This window comes from Mesobacillus maritimus (assembly GCF_023715205.1).
Classification (GTDB): domain Bacteria; phylum Bacillota; class Bacilli; order Bacillales; family Cytobacillaceae; genus Mesobacillus_B; species Mesobacillus_B maritimus_C.
The window spans coordinates 59813-80470 of the sequence record NZ_JAMBNR010000014.1; the positions used below are offsets into that span (position 1 = coordinate 59813).

At 42.4% G+C, this 20658-nt stretch carries 19 protein-coding genes and 2 pseudogenes; 11 read left to right on the forward strand and 10 right to left on the reverse strand.

The genetic code is table 11. The features are described 5' to 3' along the window. The first annotated feature begins 49 nt into the window (after window positions 1-49). The 6 genes from M3182_RS18850 (at window position 50) to M3182_RS18875 (ending at window position 7044) form a co-directional block, all read left to right on the forward strand. On the forward strand, window positions 50-913 hold the full coding sequence (locus tag M3182_RS18850) for a MurR/RpiR family transcriptional regulator (protein ID WP_251559561.1): 864 nt from the start codon (window positions 50-52) through the stop codon (window positions 911-913). After that, window positions 910-2046 (forward strand): M20 peptidase aminoacylase family protein, encoded by a 1137-nt coding sequence (locus tag M3182_RS18855; protein WP_251559563.1) that lies wholly within the window; start codon window positions 910-912, stop codon window positions 2044-2046. Before M3182_RS18850 ends, M3182_RS18855 begins: the two co-directional genes overlap by 4 nt. Further along, on the forward strand, window positions 2043-2882 hold the full coding sequence (locus M3182_RS18860; protein ID WP_251559564.1) for a GNAT family N-acetyltransferase: 840 nt from the start codon (window positions 2043-2045) through the stop codon (window positions 2880-2882). The genes M3182_RS18855 and M3182_RS18860 overlap by 4 nt, the downstream gene beginning before the upstream one ends. Continuing rightward, window positions 2879-3985, forward strand: coding sequence for an o-succinylbenzoate synthase (gene menC / locus M3182_RS18865; protein ID WP_251559566.1), 1107 nt, complete (start codon window positions 2879-2881; stop codon window positions 3983-3985). The genes M3182_RS18860 and menC overlap by 4 nt, the downstream gene beginning before the upstream one ends. Window positions 3986-4146: 161 nt before the next feature. Beyond that, on the forward strand, window positions 4147-5613 hold the full coding sequence (locus M3182_RS18870) for a M81 family metallopeptidase (protein ID WP_251559568.1): 1467 nt from the start codon (window positions 4147-4149) through the stop codon (window positions 5611-5613). A gap of 36 nt (window positions 5614-5649) precedes the next feature. After that, window positions 5650-7044: a sodium:solute symporter family protein gene (locus M3182_RS18875; protein ID WP_251559570.1), complete on the forward strand. Its 1395-nt coding sequence runs from the start codon at window positions 5650-5652 to the stop codon at window positions 7042-7044. A gap of 74 nt (window positions 7045-7118) precedes the next feature. On the opposite strand, the pseudogene ade reads toward M3182_RS18875, so the two are convergent. The 3 genes and pseudogenes from ade to M3182_RS18890 form a co-directional block, all read right to left on the reverse strand. Further along, a pseudogene (gene ade / locus M3182_RS18880) lies at window positions 7119-8889 on the reverse strand (adenine deaminase). 457 nt (window positions 8890-9346) lie between these two features. Continuing rightward, the gene (locus M3182_RS18885; protein WP_251559572.1) at window positions 9347-10771 is read right to left on the reverse strand and encodes an amidase; all 1425 of its coding nucleotides are present in this window, start codon (window positions 10769-10771) and stop codon (window positions 9347-9349) included. Next, window positions 10768-10947 carry a hypothetical protein gene (locus M3182_RS18890; protein WP_251559573.1) on the reverse strand — a complete coding sequence of 60 codons (180 nt, stop codon included), beginning with the start codon at window positions 10945-10947 and terminating at the stop codon, window positions 10768-10770. Before M3182_RS18890 ends, M3182_RS18885 begins: the two co-directional genes overlap by 4 nt. A gap of 1265 nt (window positions 10948-12212) precedes the next feature. On the opposite strand from M3182_RS18890, the gene M3182_RS18895 reads away from it, so the two are divergent. Beyond that, window positions 12213-12578, forward strand: a complete 366-nt coding sequence (locus M3182_RS18895; RefSeq protein ID WP_251559575.1) for a winged helix-turn-helix transcriptional regulator — start codon at window positions 12213-12215, stop codon at window positions 12576-12578. A 280-nt stretch (window positions 12579-12858) separates the two neighbouring features. On the opposite strand, the gene M3182_RS18900 is transcribed toward M3182_RS18895, so the two are convergent. Genes M3182_RS18900 through M3182_RS18910 form a run of 3 tightly spaced genes read right to left on the reverse strand, consistent with a single transcriptional unit; the run spans window position 12859 to window position 14595 of the window. Beyond that, complete coding sequence (locus M3182_RS18900; RefSeq protein ID WP_046524574.1) at window positions 12859-13995, reverse strand: zinc-dependent alcohol dehydrogenase; 1137 nt, start codon at window positions 13993-13995, stop codon at window positions 12859-12861. Window positions 13996-14010: 15 nt separating this feature from the next. Then, window positions 14011-14370 carry a spore coat protein gene (locus M3182_RS18905; RefSeq protein ID WP_251559577.1) on the reverse strand — a complete coding sequence of 120 codons (360 nt, stop codon included), beginning with the start codon at window positions 14368-14370 and terminating at the stop codon, window positions 14011-14013. Between the two features lie 15 nt (window positions 14371-14385). Continuing rightward, window positions 14386-14595, reverse strand: coding sequence for a hypothetical protein (locus tag M3182_RS18910; protein WP_046524576.1), 210 nt, complete (start codon window positions 14593-14595; stop codon window positions 14386-14388). A 160-nt stretch (window positions 14596-14755) separates the two neighbouring features. Here M3182_RS18910 and M3182_RS18915 point away from each other — a divergent pair, with 160 nt between their 5' ends. Then, the gene (locus M3182_RS18915) at window positions 14756-14959 is read left to right on the forward strand and encodes a hypothetical protein (RefSeq protein ID WP_251559579.1); all 204 of its coding nucleotides are present in this window, start codon (window positions 14756-14758) and stop codon (window positions 14957-14959) included. Then, the gene (locus M3182_RS18920; RefSeq protein ID WP_046524578.1) at window positions 14959-15267 is read left to right on the forward strand and encodes a spore coat protein; all 309 of its coding nucleotides are present in this window, start codon (window positions 14959-14961) and stop codon (window positions 15265-15267) included. The genes M3182_RS18915 and M3182_RS18920 overlap by 1 nt, the downstream gene beginning before the upstream one ends. Before the next feature lie 321 nt (window positions 15268-15588). Here the strand turns inward: M3182_RS18920 and M3182_RS18925 are convergent, their stop codons facing one another. Next, entirely contained in the window at window positions 15589-16035 is a 447-nt protein-coding gene (locus M3182_RS18925) for an Rrf2 family transcriptional regulator (protein ID WP_251559679.1), read from the reverse strand. 219 nt (window positions 16036-16254) lie between these two features. On the opposite strand from M3182_RS18925, the gene M3182_RS18930 reads away from it, so the two are divergent. Next, a complete protein-coding gene (locus tag M3182_RS18930; protein WP_251559581.1) occupies window positions 16255-17118 on the forward strand; it encodes an SDR family oxidoreductase in 864 nt (287 codons plus the stop codon). Window positions 17119-17198: 80 nt separating this feature from the next. On the opposite strand, the gene M3182_RS18935 is transcribed toward M3182_RS18930, so the two are convergent. Beyond that, window positions 17199-17507: a Ger(x)C family spore germination C-terminal domain-containing protein gene (locus tag M3182_RS18935; protein WP_251559583.1), complete on the reverse strand. Its 309-nt coding sequence runs from the start codon at window positions 17505-17507 to the stop codon at window positions 17199-17201. 340 nt (window positions 17508-17847) lie between these two features. On the opposite strand from M3182_RS18935, the gene M3182_RS18940 reads away from it, so the two are divergent. Further along, window positions 17848-18294: a Ger(x)C family spore germination protein gene (locus tag M3182_RS18940; protein WP_251559585.1), complete on the forward strand. Its 447-nt coding sequence runs from the start codon at window positions 17848-17850 to the stop codon at window positions 18292-18294. Window positions 18295-18667: 373 nt separating this feature from the next. On the opposite strand, the gene M3182_RS18945 is transcribed toward M3182_RS18940, so the two are convergent. Both M3182_RS18945 and M3182_RS18950 read right to left on the reverse strand, forming a co-directional pair. Beyond that, window positions 18668-19138: a hypothetical protein gene (locus tag M3182_RS18945; protein WP_251559587.1), complete on the reverse strand. Its 471-nt coding sequence runs from the start codon at window positions 19136-19138 to the stop codon at window positions 18668-18670. Beyond that, window positions 19139-20629 (reverse strand): annotated as a pseudogene (locus tag M3182_RS18950) (spore germination protein). Between the last annotated feature and the right edge of the window lie 29 nt (window positions 20630-20658).

Here is a 20658-nt window from a genome sequence, read left to right on the forward strand (position 1 = left end):
ATAATTGATAAAAATACAGCACAAACTTCATTTTTGTAGGTGAAACCAGATGATTTTAAAAGAAACGATAGAAAAAGAGTTTAATAAGCTCTCTAAAGGCCAGCAGAAGGTAGCTATGTATCTGCTGGATCATTCAAAAGATTTTGCGGTGAAGTCGGCGGGGGAGATTGGGAAGATAATCGGTGTCAGTGAGACAACGGTGATCCGCTTTTGCTATTCGATTCATCTTTCCGGGTTTTCCCAGCTGCAAAAGGTGGTTCGTGAGCAGCTTCTGCAAGGCAATAGCACGCTTGGCCAGTATTTCACAAGCAAGGTGGAACTTGCGGAGAAGCCAAAATTCTTTGCAAGTGTGATGGAGAAGGATTACATCCATATTCAAGAAACCATCCAGAATATCCATGAGGAAGATTTTGAAGCTTTTGTGGATCGTCTGATCGAGACAGATAAAATGTATGTGTCTGGTTTACGGTCGTCTTTTTCGGCAGCAAGCTGGCTCGCGTTTACATTGGGAGTTGTCCGGGGGGATACAAAGCTGATCCGCCCGGATACGGATGATTTGCTGTTAACCATTAATGAAATGGATGAAGGATCGACGTTTATTGCGATTTCATTTGACCGCTATGTGAAGGACACAATCAAGCTTGCGGAATTGGCGAGAAAGCAGGGAGCTTTTGTGATCGGGATAACGGACTCCAGCATTGCGCCGATCAAGGAGCATGCAGACTTGCTTTTTCATATCCATTCATCAGAGAAATCGACAATTGATGCGGCACCAGCACTGTTCTCATTTTTGAATGCGGTCATCGCTGGTGTATCCGTCAAGGATCAGGACCGATTCCAAAAAAGGAAGGAACAATATGAAAGACTGGATAGCAACCACTTTTTTATCAAGCCGGGAGGGAAGATGGATTGAAACACTACATCGAAGAGTTAAAACAGACCATTGACGAAGTCTATAACCATCTGCATGAAAATCCGGAGATCAGCTGGCAGGAATATAAGACGACAGATTATTTACAGGCATTCCTGGAAGGCAGGGGATTTAATGTCCAGCTGTTTGGCGAGTGTCCGGGTCTTGTTGCCGAAATTGGGAAAGGCAGCCCCTGTGTGGCGGTGAGAACAGATATGGATGCACTTTGGCAGGAGGTGGAAGGCAAGTTCCAGGCCAATCATTCCTGCGGGCATGATGCCCATATGAGCATGGTGCTAGGAGCGATACTACTTCTTCAAAAAGCAGGCTTTCCTTCGAAAGGGAAAGTGAAATTCATTTTTCAGCCGGCTGAGGAAAAGGGGACAGGCGCACTGCGGCTGGTTGAGCTTGGCGTTGTGGATGACGTCGATTATCTATACGGTGTTCATCTCAGGCCTATTCAGGAGATGCGGCATGGGGAGGCATCGGCCGCCATATACCACGGAGCCGCCACATTCCTGGCCGGTGAAATCATCGGGGAAGATGCCCATGGAGCTCGTCCGCATCTTGGACAGAATGCGATCGAGATTGGAGCATCGTTTATCCATGAAATGAAGAACATCCATCTGGATCCGATGGTCCCATACACAGCGAAAATGACAAAATTCCATGCAGGCAGTGACTCAGGCAACATCATACCTGGCAAAGCCTCGTTCAGCCTCGATCTGCGGGCTCAAACCAATGAAGTGATCGCTGCACTGACCGAAAAAATCGAGGAGATTGCGGAATACTTGTCAAAATTGCATGGAGTAAAGATTTCGCTGGAGATGAAAGCGCATGTTGCCGCTGCAGAGGTAGACGAGGAAGCACGGCGCTTTATGGAAAACGCCATTATCGATGGTCTTGGTGAAAATCAGCTGAAGGACCCGATCGTTACCTCAGGCGGAGAAGATTTCCATTTTTACACGCTGAAGAAACCGAACATAAAAGCAACGATGCTTGGATTAGGCTGCGATTTGCAGCCAGGGCTTCATCATCCGAACATGACATTCAACCGCGAAGCAATTTACTCGGGAATCGAAATCTTAGCCCGGACGGTAATGTATACACTGGACGGAGAGGAGGCGGAGTGGTGACAAGTGTCATTGAGGTAAGGGTTCTCAAGACAGCTTCAGATCTGAAGTTTATCCAAAAATTGGAGCGGGAAATTTGGAATATGCCTCCGCTTCCCATTCATCAAACCATAACAGCAGCCCAGAACGGCGGCCTGCTGCTGGGGGCTTTTTATGACAATGAACTGATGATTGGCTTCAATTACGGGTTTGCCGGTTTTGACAAAGGCAAAAGCTATCTTTGCTCCCATATGCTTGGCATTCATCCGGACCACAGGGATAAAGGATTGGGCGCACTGCTTAAACAGAAGCAGAAAGAGAGCGCTTCAGAAATGGGCTACGACTTGATCACATGGACATTTGATCCGCTTGAAAGCCGTAATGCCTACTTGAATCTTTCCAAGCTGCACGCCATTTGCTCTACCTATGTCGAAAATTGCTATGGAGATATGGAGGACAGCTTGAACCATGGACTCCCAACAGACCGGTTAAAGGTAGAATGGTGGATTAATAGTTTTCATGTGAAGGAATCATTGCAGGTTGAAGCGGAGTCTGCGCTAAATCCGTTTAAATGGGGCGTGTCGGATGACAGCTTTCCAGTTCTCCTAAGTACAGGTTGGGAGGGAGCAAGTGACCCGGTGCTTGTCCCGATTCCGGCAAACTTCCAAACTATTAAGAGCCAAAATTATGAATTGGCCAGGGACTGGCGCTATAAAACAAGAGAGATCCTCCAGACATTATTTTCCCAAGGCTATGCACTGGTTGATTTTATAAAAGGAAAAGAAGGACTCGTGCATTATTATGTATTGGTTCAAAGACACGAACTTCAACTCAAGCAGAAAAGGTGGGAACAGATTTGAAAGTCACAGAAGTGGTATTGCGCCATATGAAAATGAGAATGAAATCTCCTTTTACAACAAGCTTCGGAACGTTCCAGGATAAGGAGTTTCTCTTATTGGAAGCGAAGGATGAAAATGGAGTGAGCGGGTGGGGCGAATCCGTTGCCTTCCATTCACCCTGGTACAATGAAGAAACATTGAAAACGAACTGGCATATGCTTGAGGATTTCATCATTCCGAATCTATTAAACAAGGAAATGAGCCATCCCGATGAAGTGTCAGAAACACTATCCTACATACGGAAAAATAATATGGCAAAAGCAGCCTTTGAAAGTGCTGTATGGGATTTATATGCCAGGCAAAAGGGCATCCCGCTGGCTGCAGCTTTAGGAGGTACGGGCAGCGAGATTGAGGTGGGAATCAGCATCGGCATCCAGAATACGGTCGTTGATTTGCTCAACCTCATTGATGAGTATGTGACTGAAGGCTATAAGCGAATGAAAGTGAAAATCAAACCAGGCTGGGATGTGGACGTTATAAGGAAAGTCCGAAAGCATTTCCCGGAAGTTCCGCTTATGGCTGATGCCAACTCCGCCTACCGGCTGAAAGATATTGATTTATTAAAGCAGCTGGATCAATTCAACTTGATGATGATTGAACAGCCACTTGCATCAGACGATATTATCGACCATGCCGTGCTACAAAAAGAAATTAAAACCCCAGTTTGTCTGGATGAAAGCATTCATTCCTATGAGGATGCGAGAAAGGCGATCGAGCTGGGAGCCTGCAAGATTATTAATATCAAAATTGGCCGTGTTGGCGGGCTGACAGAGTCGAGGCGAATTCACGACCTTTGTCAGGAGCGCGGTATTCCTGTATGGTGCGGCGGCATGCTTGAATCCGGAATTGGCCGGGCCCACAATATTGCCTTAACGACCTTGTCCAACTTTGTGATGCCAGGCGATACAGCAGCGTCGTCCCGTTATTGGGACAGAGATCTAATTCAACCCGAAGTCACCGTTGACAATGGAATGATTAAAGTTCCAGAGAAACCGGGACTAGGATATGAGCCGAATATGGAAGCAATCAAGCAATTTACGGTTTCGGAAAAAAGCTATTCTTAATGAGAAGAGAGGATTCTCTTTTTCTCTTTTAGGGTGAATTTTTTAAAAATTTTGTATTGACTGAATCCAGCTCGATAGTAGATATGAAAATATTAGGCATCGATTCCATCTAGCCAGAATGAAAGAATTTACTAAATATACATAAGAGGTGAGTGAACAGAATGAAGATTATCGTAGGCCAAGTCACACATGAGACAAATACCTTTGCTTCTGATGAAACAACGAAAGAGACATTCCAGCTATGGGAGTGGTGCAGTGGAGATGAAATCCTCCAAAAGCACCGGAAAGTCAGGGACTATCTGGGAGGCATAATTGACCGGGCTGAAGAACTCGAAATCGGCGTCGTTCCCAGTTTTTCTGCGATGGCCTATCCTTCTGGCCTCATTAACCGCAAAACGTATGAAGAACTAAAGGACGAGCTTTTTAAGCGGATAGAGGGAGAACAAGCTGATGCGATTTGCTTAAGTCTTCATGGTGCAGGCGTTGTCGATGGAAGCGATGATATGGAAGGCGATCTTTTACATGAATTGCGAAAGGTAGTCGGCTATTCCATCCCAATCATTTGTACATTGGACCTGCATGCCAATCTGACTGAAAAGATGGTCAAGGAAGCGGATGTATTATTAGGGGTTAACTACTATCCTCATACTGATTCCTATGAACGCGGAAAGGAAGCTATTGATGTTGCTGTCAGGGTGGTCCAGAAAGAAATTCAGCCTGTTATGAGTCTTGCTAAATTGCCGCTTATCATTCCTACCTCAACCACGAATCTGTCTCCAGCCAAAGATATAAATGAATTATGCTGGCAATGGGAGAAAGATCCGAATGTCATTGACTGTACCTTCTTTCATGGGTTTCCATACACCGATACCGCAGATGTCGGCGTGGGGATTTTAACAATCACCAATAATGACACTGAGCTTGCCGAAAACATTTCTAATAGCATTGCGGAAACGATTATGGAAAGAAAAGAGCAGTTTTTTCCGCCAGCACTCGCTCCAAAAGAAGGCATCGAAAAGGCATTAAGGGTAAACGGAAACCCAATCGTGATCAACGAGACCTCCGATAATCCCGGCGGCGGAACTCCTGGCGATGGGACATACCTGCTAAGAACGATGCTCGAGATGAACTTGGAGAACGCCTGCTTTGGCTACATATATGATAAGGAAGTTGTCCAGATTGCTCATGAAGCTGGAGTGGGTTCAATGATCAAAGTTGAGCTCGGAGGAAAAACCGACTCCTTGCATGGCAAGCCGATTGCAATCACTGCCTATGTGAAAAGTTTGACAGATGGTCAATTTATCCAGTCTTCTCCAATGTGGGGCGGATTACGCGTAAACCTTGGAAAAACGGTAAGGCTGCAAGTCGGCGGAGTGGATATCATTGTCTGTTCCGTAAAATCACAGGTATTGGATGAACAGGTATTTTTGCTTCATGGAATCGATATCTCCAAATATAAAATTGTTGCACTTAAGTCAAGCCAGCACTTCAGAGCAGCCTTTGAGCCTTTAAGCAAGGAGATTATCACAGTAGATTCTCCTGGACTTACGACAATGGACTTTACCACATTCGATTTCAAAAAGCTTCAACGGCCCATTTATCCATTGGATGCCGTTGTGAAAATCTAAAAAAGATTTCAACATGATAATCTGAGGAGGAAGGGTATGTTTACAGCTGCTATATTAATTTATTTAGTGTGTATTGTGGGGATCGGGATCTATTTCAAACGCTATGTCAGTGGGGTGGAAGACTTTGCACTGGCGGGCCGAAGTCTTAGTCTGCCGGTATTAGTCGGTACGTTATTTGCAACTTTCATCGGCGGTGCGACCGTTGTCGGCTGGACGGGAAGTTTTTATCTCATGGGGATTGATTGGTGGTTTAGCGGGATCGGTGCACTATTAGGGATTATGGCAGCAGGTTTAGTGCTGGCAGAAAAATTCCGGAAAGCGGAGCAGTTTACGGTCCCTGATATGCTGGCGATGCGTTACGACCAGCGGTCCCGATATGTAAGTGGATTTATGATCATCATTGGGGATATTGCTGTTATCACGGTGCAAATACTTGCGATGACCGGAATCTTGGTGACGTTCATCGGATTGGACCGGCTGCCTGCGATGCTCATTAGTGTTGTATCCTTTACATTGATTTCCTATTTTGGAGGCAGGAAAGGAGTCGCCATCACGGATAGTCTGCAGGCATTCCTTATCTTTGGCGGCTTGATGACGGGAGTCGGAGTCCTCTATTATACGGGAGGCGGCGTCAGTATGGTTTTTCAATCTCTTCCGGATGACTATTTTCAGGTAATGGCGAAAACAGACGGTTTGGGTGTTTTTAATATGGCGATTGCCACTTTCGGGACATGCGCGGTATCACAATCGATGATATTTTCCAGCATCTTTTCTGCTAAAGACAGCAAGACGGCAAAAAAGGGACTATTTTGGGTCATGCCCCTGGCGTTTTTCGGCTACTTGTGTGCAGCTGGCTTAGGTTACGGGGGAAGAGGAATCCTGGGTCCCGATGTAGTTCCCGATCAAGTGTTTGCTATGATTGTAACATCCGTACTGCCGCCTTTCGTTGGCGGACTGTTGCTGGCTGTTGTCTTAGCTGCAATCGTAACATCTACCAATTCCATCCTGCTAAGTGCCAGTATCAATTTTACCCGGGACTTTTATCAGCAATTGATGAAACGGGAGGTTTCGAGTATAGAGCTTCGCAGGGCAGGCCAAATCGCTGTTGCTGTATTTGCGGCTCTTAGTTTCCTGCTTGCCTTCCTGATGCCAAGTATTGTTACAGCCATTGTGTTTGCCTATACTATGTACACAGCAGGCCTGCTCATTCCAATGTATGTAGGATTCATGTGGAAAGGGGCAACAGCAACAGCCGGATTTTTAAGTATCTTGGGAGGGGGAGGAACTGCCCTTATATGGTATATTTTAAACCAGCCTTTTGGACTACCTCCAATGGTTCCGTCGCTGATAGTCTCATTATTAACGATTACACTAGTCAGTGCTTTCACGAGAAAACCATCAGTGGAACAGTTGCGAGTGTTTGATGCATAAGGGGACGGTTCCCGTTGCTTCCAGAATAAGCTGAAATAAAAAAACCTCCTTTGGTTAGTGCCAAAGGGGGTCTTTTAGTGTATCTTAAGCTTGTACTGGATATGCGTGAATTTTTTAACATCAAATAAGCCCATGTCTGTTAATTTTAGGTCAGGAATAACAGGAAGTGCCAAGAAAGAAAGGGTCAGGAAAGGGTTGAATTCTTTTGATGCCTCTATAAATTTTAATCCTTTTTTCAGTTTGAGTAACTCGCTGTATACCTTTTCGGCTGGCTCACCAGATATTAAGCCTGCAATTGGCAAGGCTAAAGAGGCGATTACTTTTTCACTTTCGACAATTACTAATCCTCCGCCCATCTTTTTTATCGTTTCTATTGCAAATAACATATCCTTGTCATTCGTTCCAGCTGTAATAATATTATGCGAGTCATGAGCAATGGTAGTTGCGAGTGCACCCTTTTGCATACCTAATCCCTTTACGATTCCTAAGCCTATATGTCCGGTCCTGTGATGCCTCTCGATAACGGCGAGCTTCAGCTGGTCCCGCTCGATTGAAGGCTGGAAGCACTTATTTATAACTTCAACCTTTTCTACCAGGTGTTTCGTGACTAAACTATTTGGGATGATTTCAATAACATGAGCCGAGTTACTTTCCTCCAGCTGGATTTGCAGCTGTTCTGAAGTAACCTCCTCCATTTTAATACTGCTCAGTAACGATTGGCCTGGCTTTACTTCATAACCATCCTGATCTAGGTATTTACCGTTTTGGGCAATTATTTTTCCAGCTGAATAGACTTCCTCGATTTCAACCTGAGTTAAATCTGTTAACAGTAAAAAATCTGCATCATACCCTGGAGCAATTGCCCCCTTGTTCTGCAATCCATAACATTCTGCAGCACTAAATGAAGCCATTTGGATCGCGGTAATGGGATCCACTCCATGTTGAATAGCCATTTTTACATTGTGGTTTATACTTCCTTCGTACAGTAAGTCATCTAAATGTTTATCATCTGTTCCAAATAAACAGCGCCGGGCATTTTTATCCGTAACTACATCAATCAATTGTAAGCAAGTCTTTAGCTACTGATCCTTGTCTAATGATCAGGTACATTCCTCTTTGCAGACGGTCCTTGGCTTCACTAACAGATATAGCTTCATGATCCGTTTTGATTCCTGCGGTCGTATAGACATTAATGGCATCTTGATCTAATCCTGCAGCATGACCATCTATTTTAACTCCTCGTGCCCTGGCAGCTTCTAGTTTTTTTAACATACTTTCCTCTGCATGGGAGACAGAAGGAAAATCCATAACCTCACCCAGGCCTAAAACTCTTGGATGGTTATAAAATGGAGCTAAATCTTCTGCAGTTAAAACTGCAACAGCATGTTCAAAAGGTGTTGCTGGTACACATGAAGGTACCATGATGTATAGATTTAGGGGGAGATTTTCCGAACTATCCAACATATATTGAATCCCCTCAGCCCCTGCAACATTCGCGATTTCATGAGGATCGGCGATAATCGTTGTCACACCGTGAGGCAACACGGCCTTAGCAAATTCCTTTGGTGTAACCATGGAGGATTCGATATGTACGTGGCTATCGATAAATGAAGGACAAATATATTTTCCTTTTGCATCAATAATTTGTTCGCCGTCATATTCACCAATGCCTACAAAGACACCGTCTTGGATAGCAATGTCAGCTTCAATTATACCCTGATTGAATACATCGATAATTTTACCGTTCTTAATGACTAATTCTGCTTTTCTTCTTTTGGCTGCAGCTTCTATCCTGCTCTTTAAACGTTCCTTCGATTCCTTCTGAATATATTGGTTTTCATCCATTGAAAAATGTTCCTTTTTATGTGTTATCAAAAAACACTCAGTTATTTCTTCTTTCTTTTAAGTCATAGGATAGTCCAATAAGCTTTTTGACATCTAACGTTGAGTCTAACTAATTTTATTGTCTTAACTTATAGTTCATTTAATCATTATTCATTTAGTAATACAAAAAATAGTATAAAGACAGCTGTTTTAGTTGTCCCCGAGCCTTTTAAGAAAACAATCTTGTTCACTATCCAACGTGTTGATGGATGTGGTGCCGGTCAAGCTGGGAAGCGAAACTTTGAACAAGATTTGCCAGTTGAATGTAACATAAAGGAAAGCTCACGCAATAAGTGAGCTTTCCTTTTTATTTGCCAATATTACTGTCAGATTCAGATAATTTATCACCATTGAACGCTTATGTGCCCCATGCTAAAGGCCTCCATTAAAAGTATAATCATCCAGTAGCATAGGAAACCTATAGAGGGATTGCTCCTGACAATGCTGGTTTCCTCCCCTTTAAGGGATTTGTCTTTTCCAACGCATAGGCCACATTCAATACATTTTCCTCCTTGAAAGCCGGCCCCATGATTTGCAGTCCTACAGGCAGTCCATCCTGGATCCCGCAAGGAATGCTTATAGCCGGAAGCCCGGTCAGATTTCCAGGGCCGGTGAACCGGATAACCTCGTCAAGGAAACTCAATTGTTTGCCATTGATGCTTACCGTACTCTCGCCAATATTATTAGGAAGGAATGGGAGTGTCGGTGTGATCAGCACATCAATGCCCTCAAAAACTTTGGCGAAATCATTGTCCAATTGGCGGCGGATTTGCTGGGCCTTCAGGTAATCTACCGATGAGATCAGCTCGCCGAACTCCAATAGGAAGCGGACATCATCCCCGAAGTTCGCTGGCTGTTTGACCAGGTTGTCATGGTGGATTGCGCTGGCTTCTGAAGTGATCGTGACCAGTTCGGCAAATTCAGAGAATTGCAGAGCCGGAAGTTTGACTGTTTCAATCCTGGCACCTAATCTTTCAAGTACATGTATGGCTCCTCGTACTGTATCCTCGACTTTTTTATCAACGTTTTTGAAGAAATATTCTTCATTGATGCCAATCACGGTGCCGTTTAGGTTTTCGGATAATAAGGATGTAAAGTTCTTTGATGGAGTATTGACTGAAGTCGGGTCTTGAGGGTCATAACCTGAAAGAGTTTCAAGAAGCAAGGCAGCATCGTAAACGGTTTTTGTCATTGGACCAATATGGTCTAGAGACCATGATAAAGGGAAGCAGCCATATTTGCTTATTCTTCCATGAGTCGGCTTCAGGCCGATGATCCCACATGCTGAAGCAGGGATTCGAATGGAGCCTCCCGTGTCTGTTCCAAGGGAAGCGATGGTCATGTCGGCAGCAACTGCAGCACCCGAACCGCCGCTCGAACCGCCTGGAATCTTGGTGAGGTCCCAAGGGTTATGGCAGGCGCCAAAATGGGGATTCGTTGTGGTTGCACCCCAAGCGTATTCATGCATGTTCAGTTTGCCGGTGAAAACAACGCCTTCTTGTTTCAATTTGGATACAACAGTTGCATCATAGTCAGGAACGAAGTCTTGATGGATTTTCGACCCGAGAGTCACTCTCTCTCCCTTGAAGTACAGGATGTCCTTTAAGGCCATTGGGATGCCGTGAAGAGGGCCTCGATAATCGCCATTCATAATCTCGCTTTCTGCCCTAGCGGCTTCCTGGATCGCTTTTTCCCGATCGATTTCAATATACGCGTTGACCTGTTCATTATTTGATTCTGCCTTGGTCAAGACAGCATTGGCAAGTTCGACTGGTGATATCTGCTTATCGCGCAATAAGGGAGATAATTCCTGAATCGATTTTGCTGGCAATTCCTGATTCATGATTGGTCACCTCCGGGTACATGTTTTAGGCCAATGTCATAAGCAGCGCCATTGGCTTGATCCAAATTCTTTTTCATTTGCTGGAAGGCTTCCCACTGTGCTGTTAAAAGGCCAATGTGGTGTTCAGGTACGGTTAAGCCTTTGTCTTTCAAGGTTTTCAGGATATGCTCCGTCATATAAGTGCCTCCTTTGAATTTTATTGTATGCCCACATTCCTTCAATCGGTCTCAGTCCAAAGTAGGTCCCTGCGAAGCTCTTTAGGACCATGTAACACTTTTAATTGTTTTGTGCTTCAAAGCACGATCATTCCTTCTTGCATAATGGATTAGCCTTACGATTTATGTAACAATCTTGCAGCTTTGTATAAGGCTTCAATGTAGTGAATGATTGCCATCGTCACTCAGTGCGTACAGTTTTTTGGACGAAAATTCCCAAAGCGTTAGTTTCAATCAAATGTTGTGAAAAATTTCCACACATTCTTTTGAGTCTGCTCCATGTTTCAGCTATCCCCCCCTTTGATTCCTTCAATTTATCCAAGTTGTAAAAAATAATATGTTTCCATCATGTATTATTTTAACTGAAAATTCTGATTTTTGAAATGATTAGTTCGTTAATATAAAAAAACATTTCTTCGTTCTTAAGAAATTACCGAATGCACTTTGTACTGCTATATACTAAGCGACCGCCTGACTTTCAGTTGATATTATATGCCCACGAATAATAATACTTATTTTGATGGGAAACAAATAGTAAAAGGCCTAACAGCTCCTTTTTTCCGCCAAAGACGAAAAGAGCTACTGTGAATAGGAACTATTTGCTAAGTAAACACTTTGTTAGGGGTTGGAAAATCTGTATTGATAGTAATGTGTCGTTTATATTTATTAATCTTACTAGTAGTAGGAGAAATCGTCTCTTTTATTTAATAAAATCACCCAATAAACTTCCCAATCAGCTCAATCAGCCTCAGCAACTCTCTTCTAAACGTTTAGTAATCATTGTTGTTGACTCAATTATGGATGAAGCGTTACAGTCTATTCTTCAGCAAAATAAGGTACCTGCCTTAAACCTTCTGATACAACTCCACCACCGGTTTTAGGATCATATAAGTTTCTAGTCATAAAATTATCCTCCTAAGATCAAAATACGCCGTTCTGATCACAAATTTGGATTCTAAAAAGTTGAAGAACGCTTGGGGATTCCCCCAAACGGGTTTGGGATTATCTAAACTATCTATTTGAGATTTATATTCGCTCCTTATCGAATGTTTATGGCTAAGGGGCTGTCATTCGACATTTGCAAATGTTTCCTTTTGAAAAGCTATTTACTCACTAGCACGTTAGTTAGTATACTGAGTATATTCCGAAATAAAAAGTACGCACTTGTATCCTATATAGTGCTAAAAAGTATACTATTGGATAAAATAAGAGGGGAGGTGAAGTGAATGCCGAATTTAGGAGAGAAAACTTTCAACTGTGAAAAAGAATTAACACTTTCAGTGATTGGTGGTAAATGGAAATTGTTGATTTTATGGCATCTAGGCAAAGAAGGAACAAAACGATTTGGTGAATTAAAATCCCTTATGCCGGGTATTACCCAAAGAATGCTTGTTAATCAATTACGCGAACTTGAAGATCATTTAATAGTACATCGTGAAGTTTACCCTGTAGTTCCGCCGAAAGTTGAATATTCACTGACTGAGCATGGAAAAAGACTTTTACCGATTATAGAGGCTATGTATGAATGGGGAAAAGATTATATTGAGAATGTATTGGAAAAGGAATCTGAGGATCGATCAGCTGTTAAGTAGAAAAAAGTTTCTTTTCATCCTGTACGACAATCATAACTTGGGTGTGAAAAGGAAACAGTGACAGCCGGCTTTTCTTCTTCAACTGAAGGGCAGGTTGAAAATCTTCCTGTGTAATATATTGAAGTGAAAAATCAGCTGTTTAATTGCAGTTGATTTTTTATTGCATTAAACATACGATACAACCACTGTTGATTCTCTCCTATGAGGCGTTCAAATGTATCAGTGACAAACAAAAACCCAGCCATTAACTTTAAAGTACTTGAACTGGGTATTTGTTTTATTATGGTTTTAACACAACTTTAATACAGTCTTCCATTTTTGTATCAAAAACTTCATAACCATGCTTGGCCTGATCTAATGGAAGAACATGGGTGACAACGTCACTAGGGTCGACTTTGCCAGAAGAAAATAAATCGTATAGGAAAGGCATATAAGGAATAACTGGGGCCTGACCTGATTTAATGTCGACATTTCGCTGGAATATATCACCTAATGGGAAACCGTTATAGCGGCCGCCGTATACGCCGGTAATTTGAATGGTACCGCCTTTCCGGACTGCCTGACTGGCGATTACAATGGCTCCCATTGCTCCGCCATGAAGCTTTAGGCCGCTTGCCAGAAACTCCATGGGTGTCCACTTGCCATCCATTCCTACTGCATCAATAACAATATCGGCTCCGCCTTTGGTGATTTCTTTCAGGTATTGACCCGTGTTTTCATGCTGTTCAAAATTGACAATTTCAACCTTGTTTGTGCGTTTCGCATGCTGTAAACGGTAATCAATATAATCAACAGCAATAACCCGCTTAGCGCCTTTATACCAGGCAAATTTTTGTGCCAGTAAGCCCACTGGGCCACAGCCTAGTATAATGACAGTATCACCCTCCTTCACCCCCGCATGGTCAACAGACCAGTAGGCGGTTGAAGCAGCATCAGCCATTAGTACAAGTTTCTCATCTTCTACTTCACAGTTTTCCGGAATCTTAAATGGGGTGAAATTCCCGTAAGGGACCCTCATATATTCGGCCTGTCCGCCAGCATAACCACCTGTGGTTTCTGAATATCCAAAAAACCCACCCATGTCGCCATGAGGATTGGAGTTGTCGCATTGGCTTGTCAGCTCATGCTGACAATACCAGCAGGAGCCACAGCTCACATTAAAAGGAATGATTACGCGATCCCCTTTTTTCAGGTTTCTTACATCTGGTCCAACTTCCTCCACTACTCCCATCGGCTCGTGTCCAATAACGAAGTCTGTTGGCATATTGGGAATCATTCCGTGAATTAAATGCAGGTCAGAACCGCAAATAGCAGAGGATGTAATTTTTACGATAATATCATCAGAGTTCTTAATTGAAGGATCCTTTACCTCTCTTACTTCTACATTTTTTATCCCTTGGTAAGTAACAGCTTTCATCTCATATCCCTCCTTTTATTGATTTGGTGTTGCAAACATTCCGCCCCGGTCCGTATCGTTAGGGAAGAGAGTCATCTGCCCAATTTGAACTGCTGTCTCTGCCCCTTTTAGGTCAATAGGGACCTGATCTTTAAAGTTATATGGATGAAGCCATTTATTTTTTATCATGAGCTCGGAAATCTCTCCATGCAAGTCGATGGCGGCTTCCAGTTGTTTCGTTAATACTCTTCTTAGTTCAGGACTTGCTGTTTCTGTAATAGCAAATCCGTAATTGCGTATCCCATTTTTTACAGATAATAAAAAATCCATAGCAAATGTTGAATCTGCTAAATTTGGCATGCCCTCTGAATTTCTTGGATCAAGGTAATCCTGCATTTATTTCACCTCCACTTAATGTATTACATCGCTTTGCTTATAAAAAGGCAGCAGTTCATTGATATCTTGAATGTTTTGCTTCACATCTTTTTCCATAAGCTGTTTAAGCTCATTATTGAAGCAAATTCCCGTCATCAATTTCGATCTAAGCAAACAAACGGTTTTAAAGTTCAGGATTTCATGTGTTTCCAATGTTTCATGCAGCGCTAACTTTTCCTGGTCCACATACTCACCTCCATTAACTTGACAAATGTATTATGGCGAAAACCTCTTTCATCTATGCAATGTTTTAACTATCCATGAATCCAAGAAAAGTGATGAATATAGAGCCAACCTATTTGAAAACATAAGAGGGTAAAATACCAAAATAAATGGAGTGACGAAAATGGTAAAGTATTTAGGATTGCACGAGACTCTTGACGTACATGAATTATTGACCTTTAAAAACATATGCTTGACCAAATCATCTACGATGAGCGCATTGGCACAGGACGAGGAATTGAAAACCATACTTGCAACTGATGTTACGGCTGGACAAACCCATATTGCGCAATTGCAAACATTTATAACGAATCGGGAGGCAGAATAATGAACCAATTTGTTCAAAATATGGTGGGGATGGGCGGAATGACCGATCAGGTGATCGCAACGGACTTTTTAATGTCGACAAAGGCTGGAGTCAGAAACTATACCATTGCTATCACAGAATCGGCTACTCCAGAATTGCGTACAGCGTTAAGAGAACAATTGCGCGCTGCCATTCAAACTCACGAAAACATCACTAATTATATGATTGCAAAAGGATATTACCATCCACATGAATTGAAGGAACAGCTGCAGGTTGATTTAACTGCTTCCAACACCGCCCTTAACATCGCACAACAATCAAACAGTTAAATAAGAATTAAGGGGTTAGGCTAACAAAAGCTAGGAGTTAACAGTAAAAAAGGCAATCCCCAACTTAAATATGGGGTTTGCCTTCATTATAAGACATTCTTTTTTCATGAAATTTTTCATATCATCTGGCATTCAAAAAGGGGAGCAGGTCATATTTATTGAGAATGAAAAAATTTTTTCTAAGCTATTAAAGAGTTTTCTAAGATCCTCACAAAAAATAATTGGCTACGTCCAATTCATCAATAATTTTGATTATTACTTCAGCGGTGGTCGATAGAATTTTACAATGAAAAAGACATTCTGTTTTAAAGAATGCCTTTGTTATAATTGATTTATTTCCAATTTCTCTTTTCCGGCAATATCCTGCACGATATCCTTAATGCTTACATTTCCTAATACCTTTTCCATAGCCAATTGAGCTGCTGACAATACAGGGGCGATGGAATCCTGAATATTCCTTCCCACAGGGCAATCTGGGTGCGGATTTTCATGCACGCTGAATAATTCTTTTTCCTGGACAACGTCGACGGCCCTATAAACATCAAGCAATGTTATATGTGAGGGGTCCTTTGCCAGTTTTGCCCCTGCAATGCCAGGCTGGACTTGAAGCAATCCTGCCTTTTTTAGCATCCCCATTATTTTCCTTATTAAGGTAGGGTTGGTGTTTACGCTTCCTGCTAAAAATTCCGAAGAGCTTACCCCATCCTTATTTAAATCAATCAGAGCTAATATATGAACACCAACGGTAAATCGGCTGCTAATAGATATTTCAATCACCTGCCTTATTTTTGATAACAAGATATATCATCCAAGCTGTATTATTTAATTTGGTTACCAGGTATTATACAGCAAAATACGTAGAAAATAAAAAAGGTTTATCAAATTTGTTGACAAAACTACATCAAGTATCTATGATGAATACAGGTATTCAAAATTAATACAAGTTAGGAATGGAATTTTTTTAAATATAATTTGGAGGAACAACCAATGAAAATTTTAGTTACGGGAGCAACAGGAAAGCTTGGAACAAAAGTGGTGGAAGCATTACTGAAAACTGTCCCATCTGAACAATTAGCTGTCAGTGTTCGTAACCCAGAGAAGGCAGAAGCTATGAAGGATCGTGGAGTAGAAGTCCGTCAAGGAGATTTTGATCGTCCGGAAACATTGGAGGCGGCTTTTGCAGGAATTGACCGACTTTTAATTATTTCAGCAGACGGTGATAATGAAACAAGAATTCGCCAGCATAGCAATGCAGTGGCTGCCGCAGAACGTGCGGGAGTGAAATATATTGCCTATACCAGCATCGCAAACGCACAGGAAAGCAATAACTTCCTGGCGCCGACACATAAGGCAACAGAAGAAGCAATCCTTAATACAGGCATACCTTATTCCTTCCTCCGCAACAACTGGTACTTGGAGAATGAAATCCCAAGTATTCAGGGGGTAATGGCAGGAGCACCGTGGGTGACTTCTGCAGGAGGCGGAAAAGTTGGCTGGGCTCTGCAGCAGGATTATGCAGATGCTGCTGCGGCAGTTCTATCCAGCAGCGGGCATGAAAACACAATCTACGAGCTCTCCGGCAAGCTGTTGACCCAGGAGGAATTTGCATCCGCTCTTGGAAATGTATTGGGCAAAGAAGTGCAAGTACAACAAGTCAACGACGCTGCCTACGCTAAAATTATGAAAGATGCCGGCCTGCCGGAATTCCTCATTCCTATGCTTGTCTCCATCCAAAAAGACATTCGTGAAGGTACACTGGAAATCGAAAACAGTGATTTCGAGAAACTTCTTGGCCGTCCAGCGACATCAATTAGTGAGGGATTGGCTCAAATCGTAAAAACTATTTCTTAAAACAGTTCATTTTAATAAAACCGGCTTTCTTTCATAGGAAGGCCGGTATTATTAGGAAGCAGAACATTCGCCCTCTGATTTTATGTTGTTAGCGGTTCAAGCTCTATACTGCAGTCTACTTTGATTTTTGCACTCTTCCAGAATGTTAGCCACTCTTCCGCTGACATGGACTTTGAAGCCGGTGTCAACGTCTGCCGCCCAATTTCAAGGGGGTCCACTCCTAACTCCTGAAATGTATTCAGCAAACTAACTGTGCCCTCTTCCAAATAATCTTTTATCTCGTCTGTCAACTCGTAAAAATCGGCCTGCGAGTTCAGGTCTTTGGATCCCCGGTATTCATCAATTCTTCCCTGATACTGAATTTTTAAAACAACAGTATGATCCTTCAAATTTACGTGTTTCTTCACTAAGAGAAGGAAAGGAGCTTAACGGGTGGACGAACCTGCAGCTTTGGTCCGGTGCGCTCACTTATTTGCTCATTCCATCGCTCCTCCTTGCTGCGGTGTGCCGTAAAAGAACAGGCATGCCATATTCAGATCCCTATATGCCGTTATTTAATATAGAAAATAATAGCTTCAGCTATGAGGGAACTGGATTTTTCAGGAACGGAAAGCTAGAAGGGCAGACGGAAAAGAACAAGATCAATTTTTCCTGCTTCTAAGCAAGTCCAAATTTCTTAAAAACGTCGTTATTGAACCATTGGATGTATCCCTGGGGGAGGTTCATGCAATGGCAAAAGGCGAAAAGCCCGTTAAAAAACAAAGGCAGCGGTTTGGGCAGCTCCGGATGCTGTTTATTGATGAACAGATTGCAAAAACTGGAATTATAAACTTGTTGGACACGCTCCTAACCGATCCGGAAGTTTCCCCACGGCTTTTTCTCGTATTGTTCAAGGGGGATTTCGAGGCGTACGCCAAAAATCAGATGCAAAAGCAAAAAGACCTGGATTACTATCTTTACAGGATGTTTAAACATTACGAAAAAGAGAACCAAGGAGAGATTACGGTCACTAATATTCATGAGTTTATTGAAAAAACGTATACTTATTTCCCTGTAATATTTCAAATTAAATTGCCTTCATTGAGATATTTATCCACTGCAAATGGTATTTCGGTTTTCTTGTATATTGTATTATTTATTACTTGGGAAAAATCAGTTTTCCGGTTCTCAATATGATCCGATACCCTCAGACACCTGTCTTTGAAAGAATAGAAATTGTGATGATATCCATGCAAATGTTCCAATATGTTTTCCTGGCATCCTTTTTGCTGCTCAGCTTATATGGCGCCATTCGGATTTCTGCACGCTCAGTACATAAAGAGACATCCCGGAAGGACAAAAAAGCTTACTCCATATAAACCTTTGTCTTCTGTCTGGGATTAATCCATGGCAATGCGAGAATTATATACTCCGGCCCTGATAAAGATGACCAGATCATTAACATCCCTTTCCAGGCGGGCTCTTCCCGACCAGCAGCAGGAATAAGCGGATATAAATCACGCACATCAGCTTCTGGAGGAATGAAATATGGAATGTACAGCAAGATCATTCAAAACGTACAAAAAAATGCGATAATACCGAAACGCAGAGTTTTTTCCATCCCCTGACTGGCTATATAAGTGCATATAAGCATTATGAACAGAAACAGCCATGAGGGCTGCATGGATGGAAAAATAAATTGATGGACGATTTCAGCGTATCCAAGAACAATAAAGCAGAGTTTGATTAAAATGACGGCAATTCCCGCAAAGGCGATGATGCGAAGATTACGATGTCCAAACAGCTTGGCGAACCCATTGTAGCCTTGCTTTGAATCCATATAAGACAAGCTCTTTGATAAAATAAGCAAATTAAGTTGGGAAAGGATGCCTACTGCCAATATTCCAAATAATAAATACGACTGCTGCAACATCTTGGGCAGGAACAAGACAAAATAGAGCAGCTGGGATTGATGTACAAAAGCGATGATAAAGCCGTTTCCGAGCTCAGCTGTCTTGTCAAACAATTTATAATCCCCCATTTACCCGTCTCCCCGGTTATATCTCGATTTAAAGAGAGCATCTGCCTGTTTTGGACGCTTTTTCATCCATGAAATTGGCGCCCGGAAAAAAAAATCCATCCAATCTCTCCAGTAGAGCGGTGCAATCGGAGCAAAATATGGCTGCTTCAGGCTTGTGAGGCCGTTAAGGTGGGCCAGCATGTGGATTAAGCCTAACACAATTCCTGGTATGCCAAGCAAGGAAGCTAAAATCAAATAGGCAAATTGAATGAGAGTGTTTGTTTTGCTTAATAAATAGTTGGGAACTAAAAAAGATGCAACGGCAGCTACCCCTACTAACACAATTAATATCTTGCTGACAAAACCAGCTTCGACGGCTGCCTGGCCAATCACAATACCAGCAATCGTCCCCAGGGTAGTGCTCGTTTTATTAGGCATCCTTAAACTCGCTTCCTTAATGATCTCCAATACAACCAGCATTAACAGCCCCTCCCAGAAAGGACTAAAGGGCAGTTTGCTCCTGGATTCCAATAAAACAAATAAAATCTGAAGTGGAATGATGTGATAATGATAGGTGGTTAAAGCCACATAGAGAGGAATCAACAAAATTGAAACCATGTAGCTGACATACCGGAGGCTGCGAAGGAAACTCGCAACAATCCATCGATGGATATAGTCTTCCGGTGATTGAAATAGATGGAAAAATGTGATTGGAGCAATTAATGCAAACGGTGTATTCGCTACAAGAATGACAATTTTGCCGAGTCCGAGAGAATATGCACATTGATCCGGGCGGTCTGTCTGCTGAAACTGCGGAAAAACGGAATGAATATGATCCTCCATGAATGCGGCCAAATTGGACTGTTCAATAATCATGTCGAAATTGATTTTAGATATTTTTTTACGGGCAATATCCACAATATCCGGATTGGCTATTCCCTCTACATACAGCATGACAACCTTCGTTTTAGTAAGGTACCCTGCAGAAAATTTTTCCGTCTTAAGTTCTGTCAGCGGAAGCCTCCTCCTAAGCAAGGTTATGTTTTGGTCGATCTGTTCCGTAAAGCTGTCCTTGGGACCATACAAAATGGTCTCCGATTGAGATTCTTCAACGCTTCTCGCTAAAGGATTTTCCAGCGGAACAGCCCATAGGTGCCCCTTATCGTCATAAATAAGAACATGTCCCTGCATCATCAACTTCTGGGCATTATCAAGCGTGGTAACGGCGACAGTCTTTTCAGAGGAAAGGCAGGTATGGATCATTTATTCCGAACAATTTTTCACTGGCTGAATAATGGATTCATTTAATCTTTCCGGGTTGATCAACGTTTTGATGTAAACAATCGTGATTTTTCGGTTTCTGCTGATACTGTGTTCGATTAATTCTCCATCGTCCATATTTGAAATGATTACCTTAAGTGATTCAATCGATAAATCCTCATTTTTTTGAGAAAGCTCGTTGCCGTCTTTTTTTTCGTAGCGGATTTTTTTAATCCTCTTATTCCAAAACATATTCCTCAAAACGCCTCATCCTTTTTACT

What these genes read in the sequence shown, in the direction of transcription:
- M3182_RS18920 (WP_046524578.1), top strand. Translation starts at nt 14,959, where the DNA reads ATGAACCAATTTGTTCAAAATATGGTGGGGATGGGCGGAATGACCGAT.
- M3182_RS18900 (WP_046524574.1), bottom strand. Translation starts at nt 13,995, where the DNA reads ATGAAAGCTGTTACTTACCAAGGGATAAAAAATGTAGAAGTAAGAGAG.
- M3182_RS18940 (WP_251559585.1), top strand. Translation starts at nt 17,848, where the DNA reads ATGGCAAAAGGCGAAAAGCCCGTTAAAAAACAAAGGCAGCGGTTTGGG.
- M3182_RS18870 (WP_251559568.1), top strand. Translation starts at nt 4,147, where the DNA reads ATGAAGATTATCGTAGGCCAAGTCACACATGAGACAAATACCTTTGCT.
- M3182_RS18895 (WP_251559575.1), top strand. Translation starts at nt 12,213, where the DNA reads ATGCCGAATTTAGGAGAGAAAACTTTCAACTGTGAAAAAGAATTAACA.
- M3182_RS18875 (WP_251559570.1), top strand. Translation starts at nt 5,650, where the DNA reads ATGTTTACAGCTGCTATATTAATTTATTTAGTGTGTATTGTGGGGATC.
- M3182_RS18890 (WP_251559573.1), bottom strand. Translation starts at nt 10,947, where the DNA reads ATGACGGAGCATATCCTGAAAACCTTGAAAGACAAAGGCTTAACCGTA.
- M3182_RS18885 (WP_251559572.1), bottom strand. Translation starts at nt 10,771, where the DNA reads ATGAATCAGGAATTGCCAGCAAAATCGATTCAGGAATTATCTCCCTTA.
- M3182_RS18850 (WP_251559561.1), top strand. Translation starts at nt 50, where the DNA reads ATGATTTTAAAAGAAACGATAGAAAAAGAGTTTAATAAGCTCTCTAAA.
- M3182_RS18945 (WP_251559587.1), bottom strand. Translation starts at nt 19,138, where the DNA reads ATGGGGGATTATAAATTGTTTGACAAGACAGCTGAGCTCGGAAACGGC.
- M3182_RS18915 (WP_251559579.1), top strand. Translation starts at nt 14,756, where the DNA reads ATGGTAAAGTATTTAGGATTGCACGAGACTCTTGACGTACATGAATTA.
- M3182_RS18930 (WP_251559581.1), top strand. Translation starts at nt 16,255, where the DNA reads ATGAAAATTTTAGTTACGGGAGCAACAGGAAAGCTTGGAACAAAAGTG.
- M3182_RS18905 (WP_251559577.1), bottom strand. Translation starts at nt 14,370, where the DNA reads ATGCAGGATTACCTTGATCCAAGAAATTCAGAGGGCATGCCAAATTTA.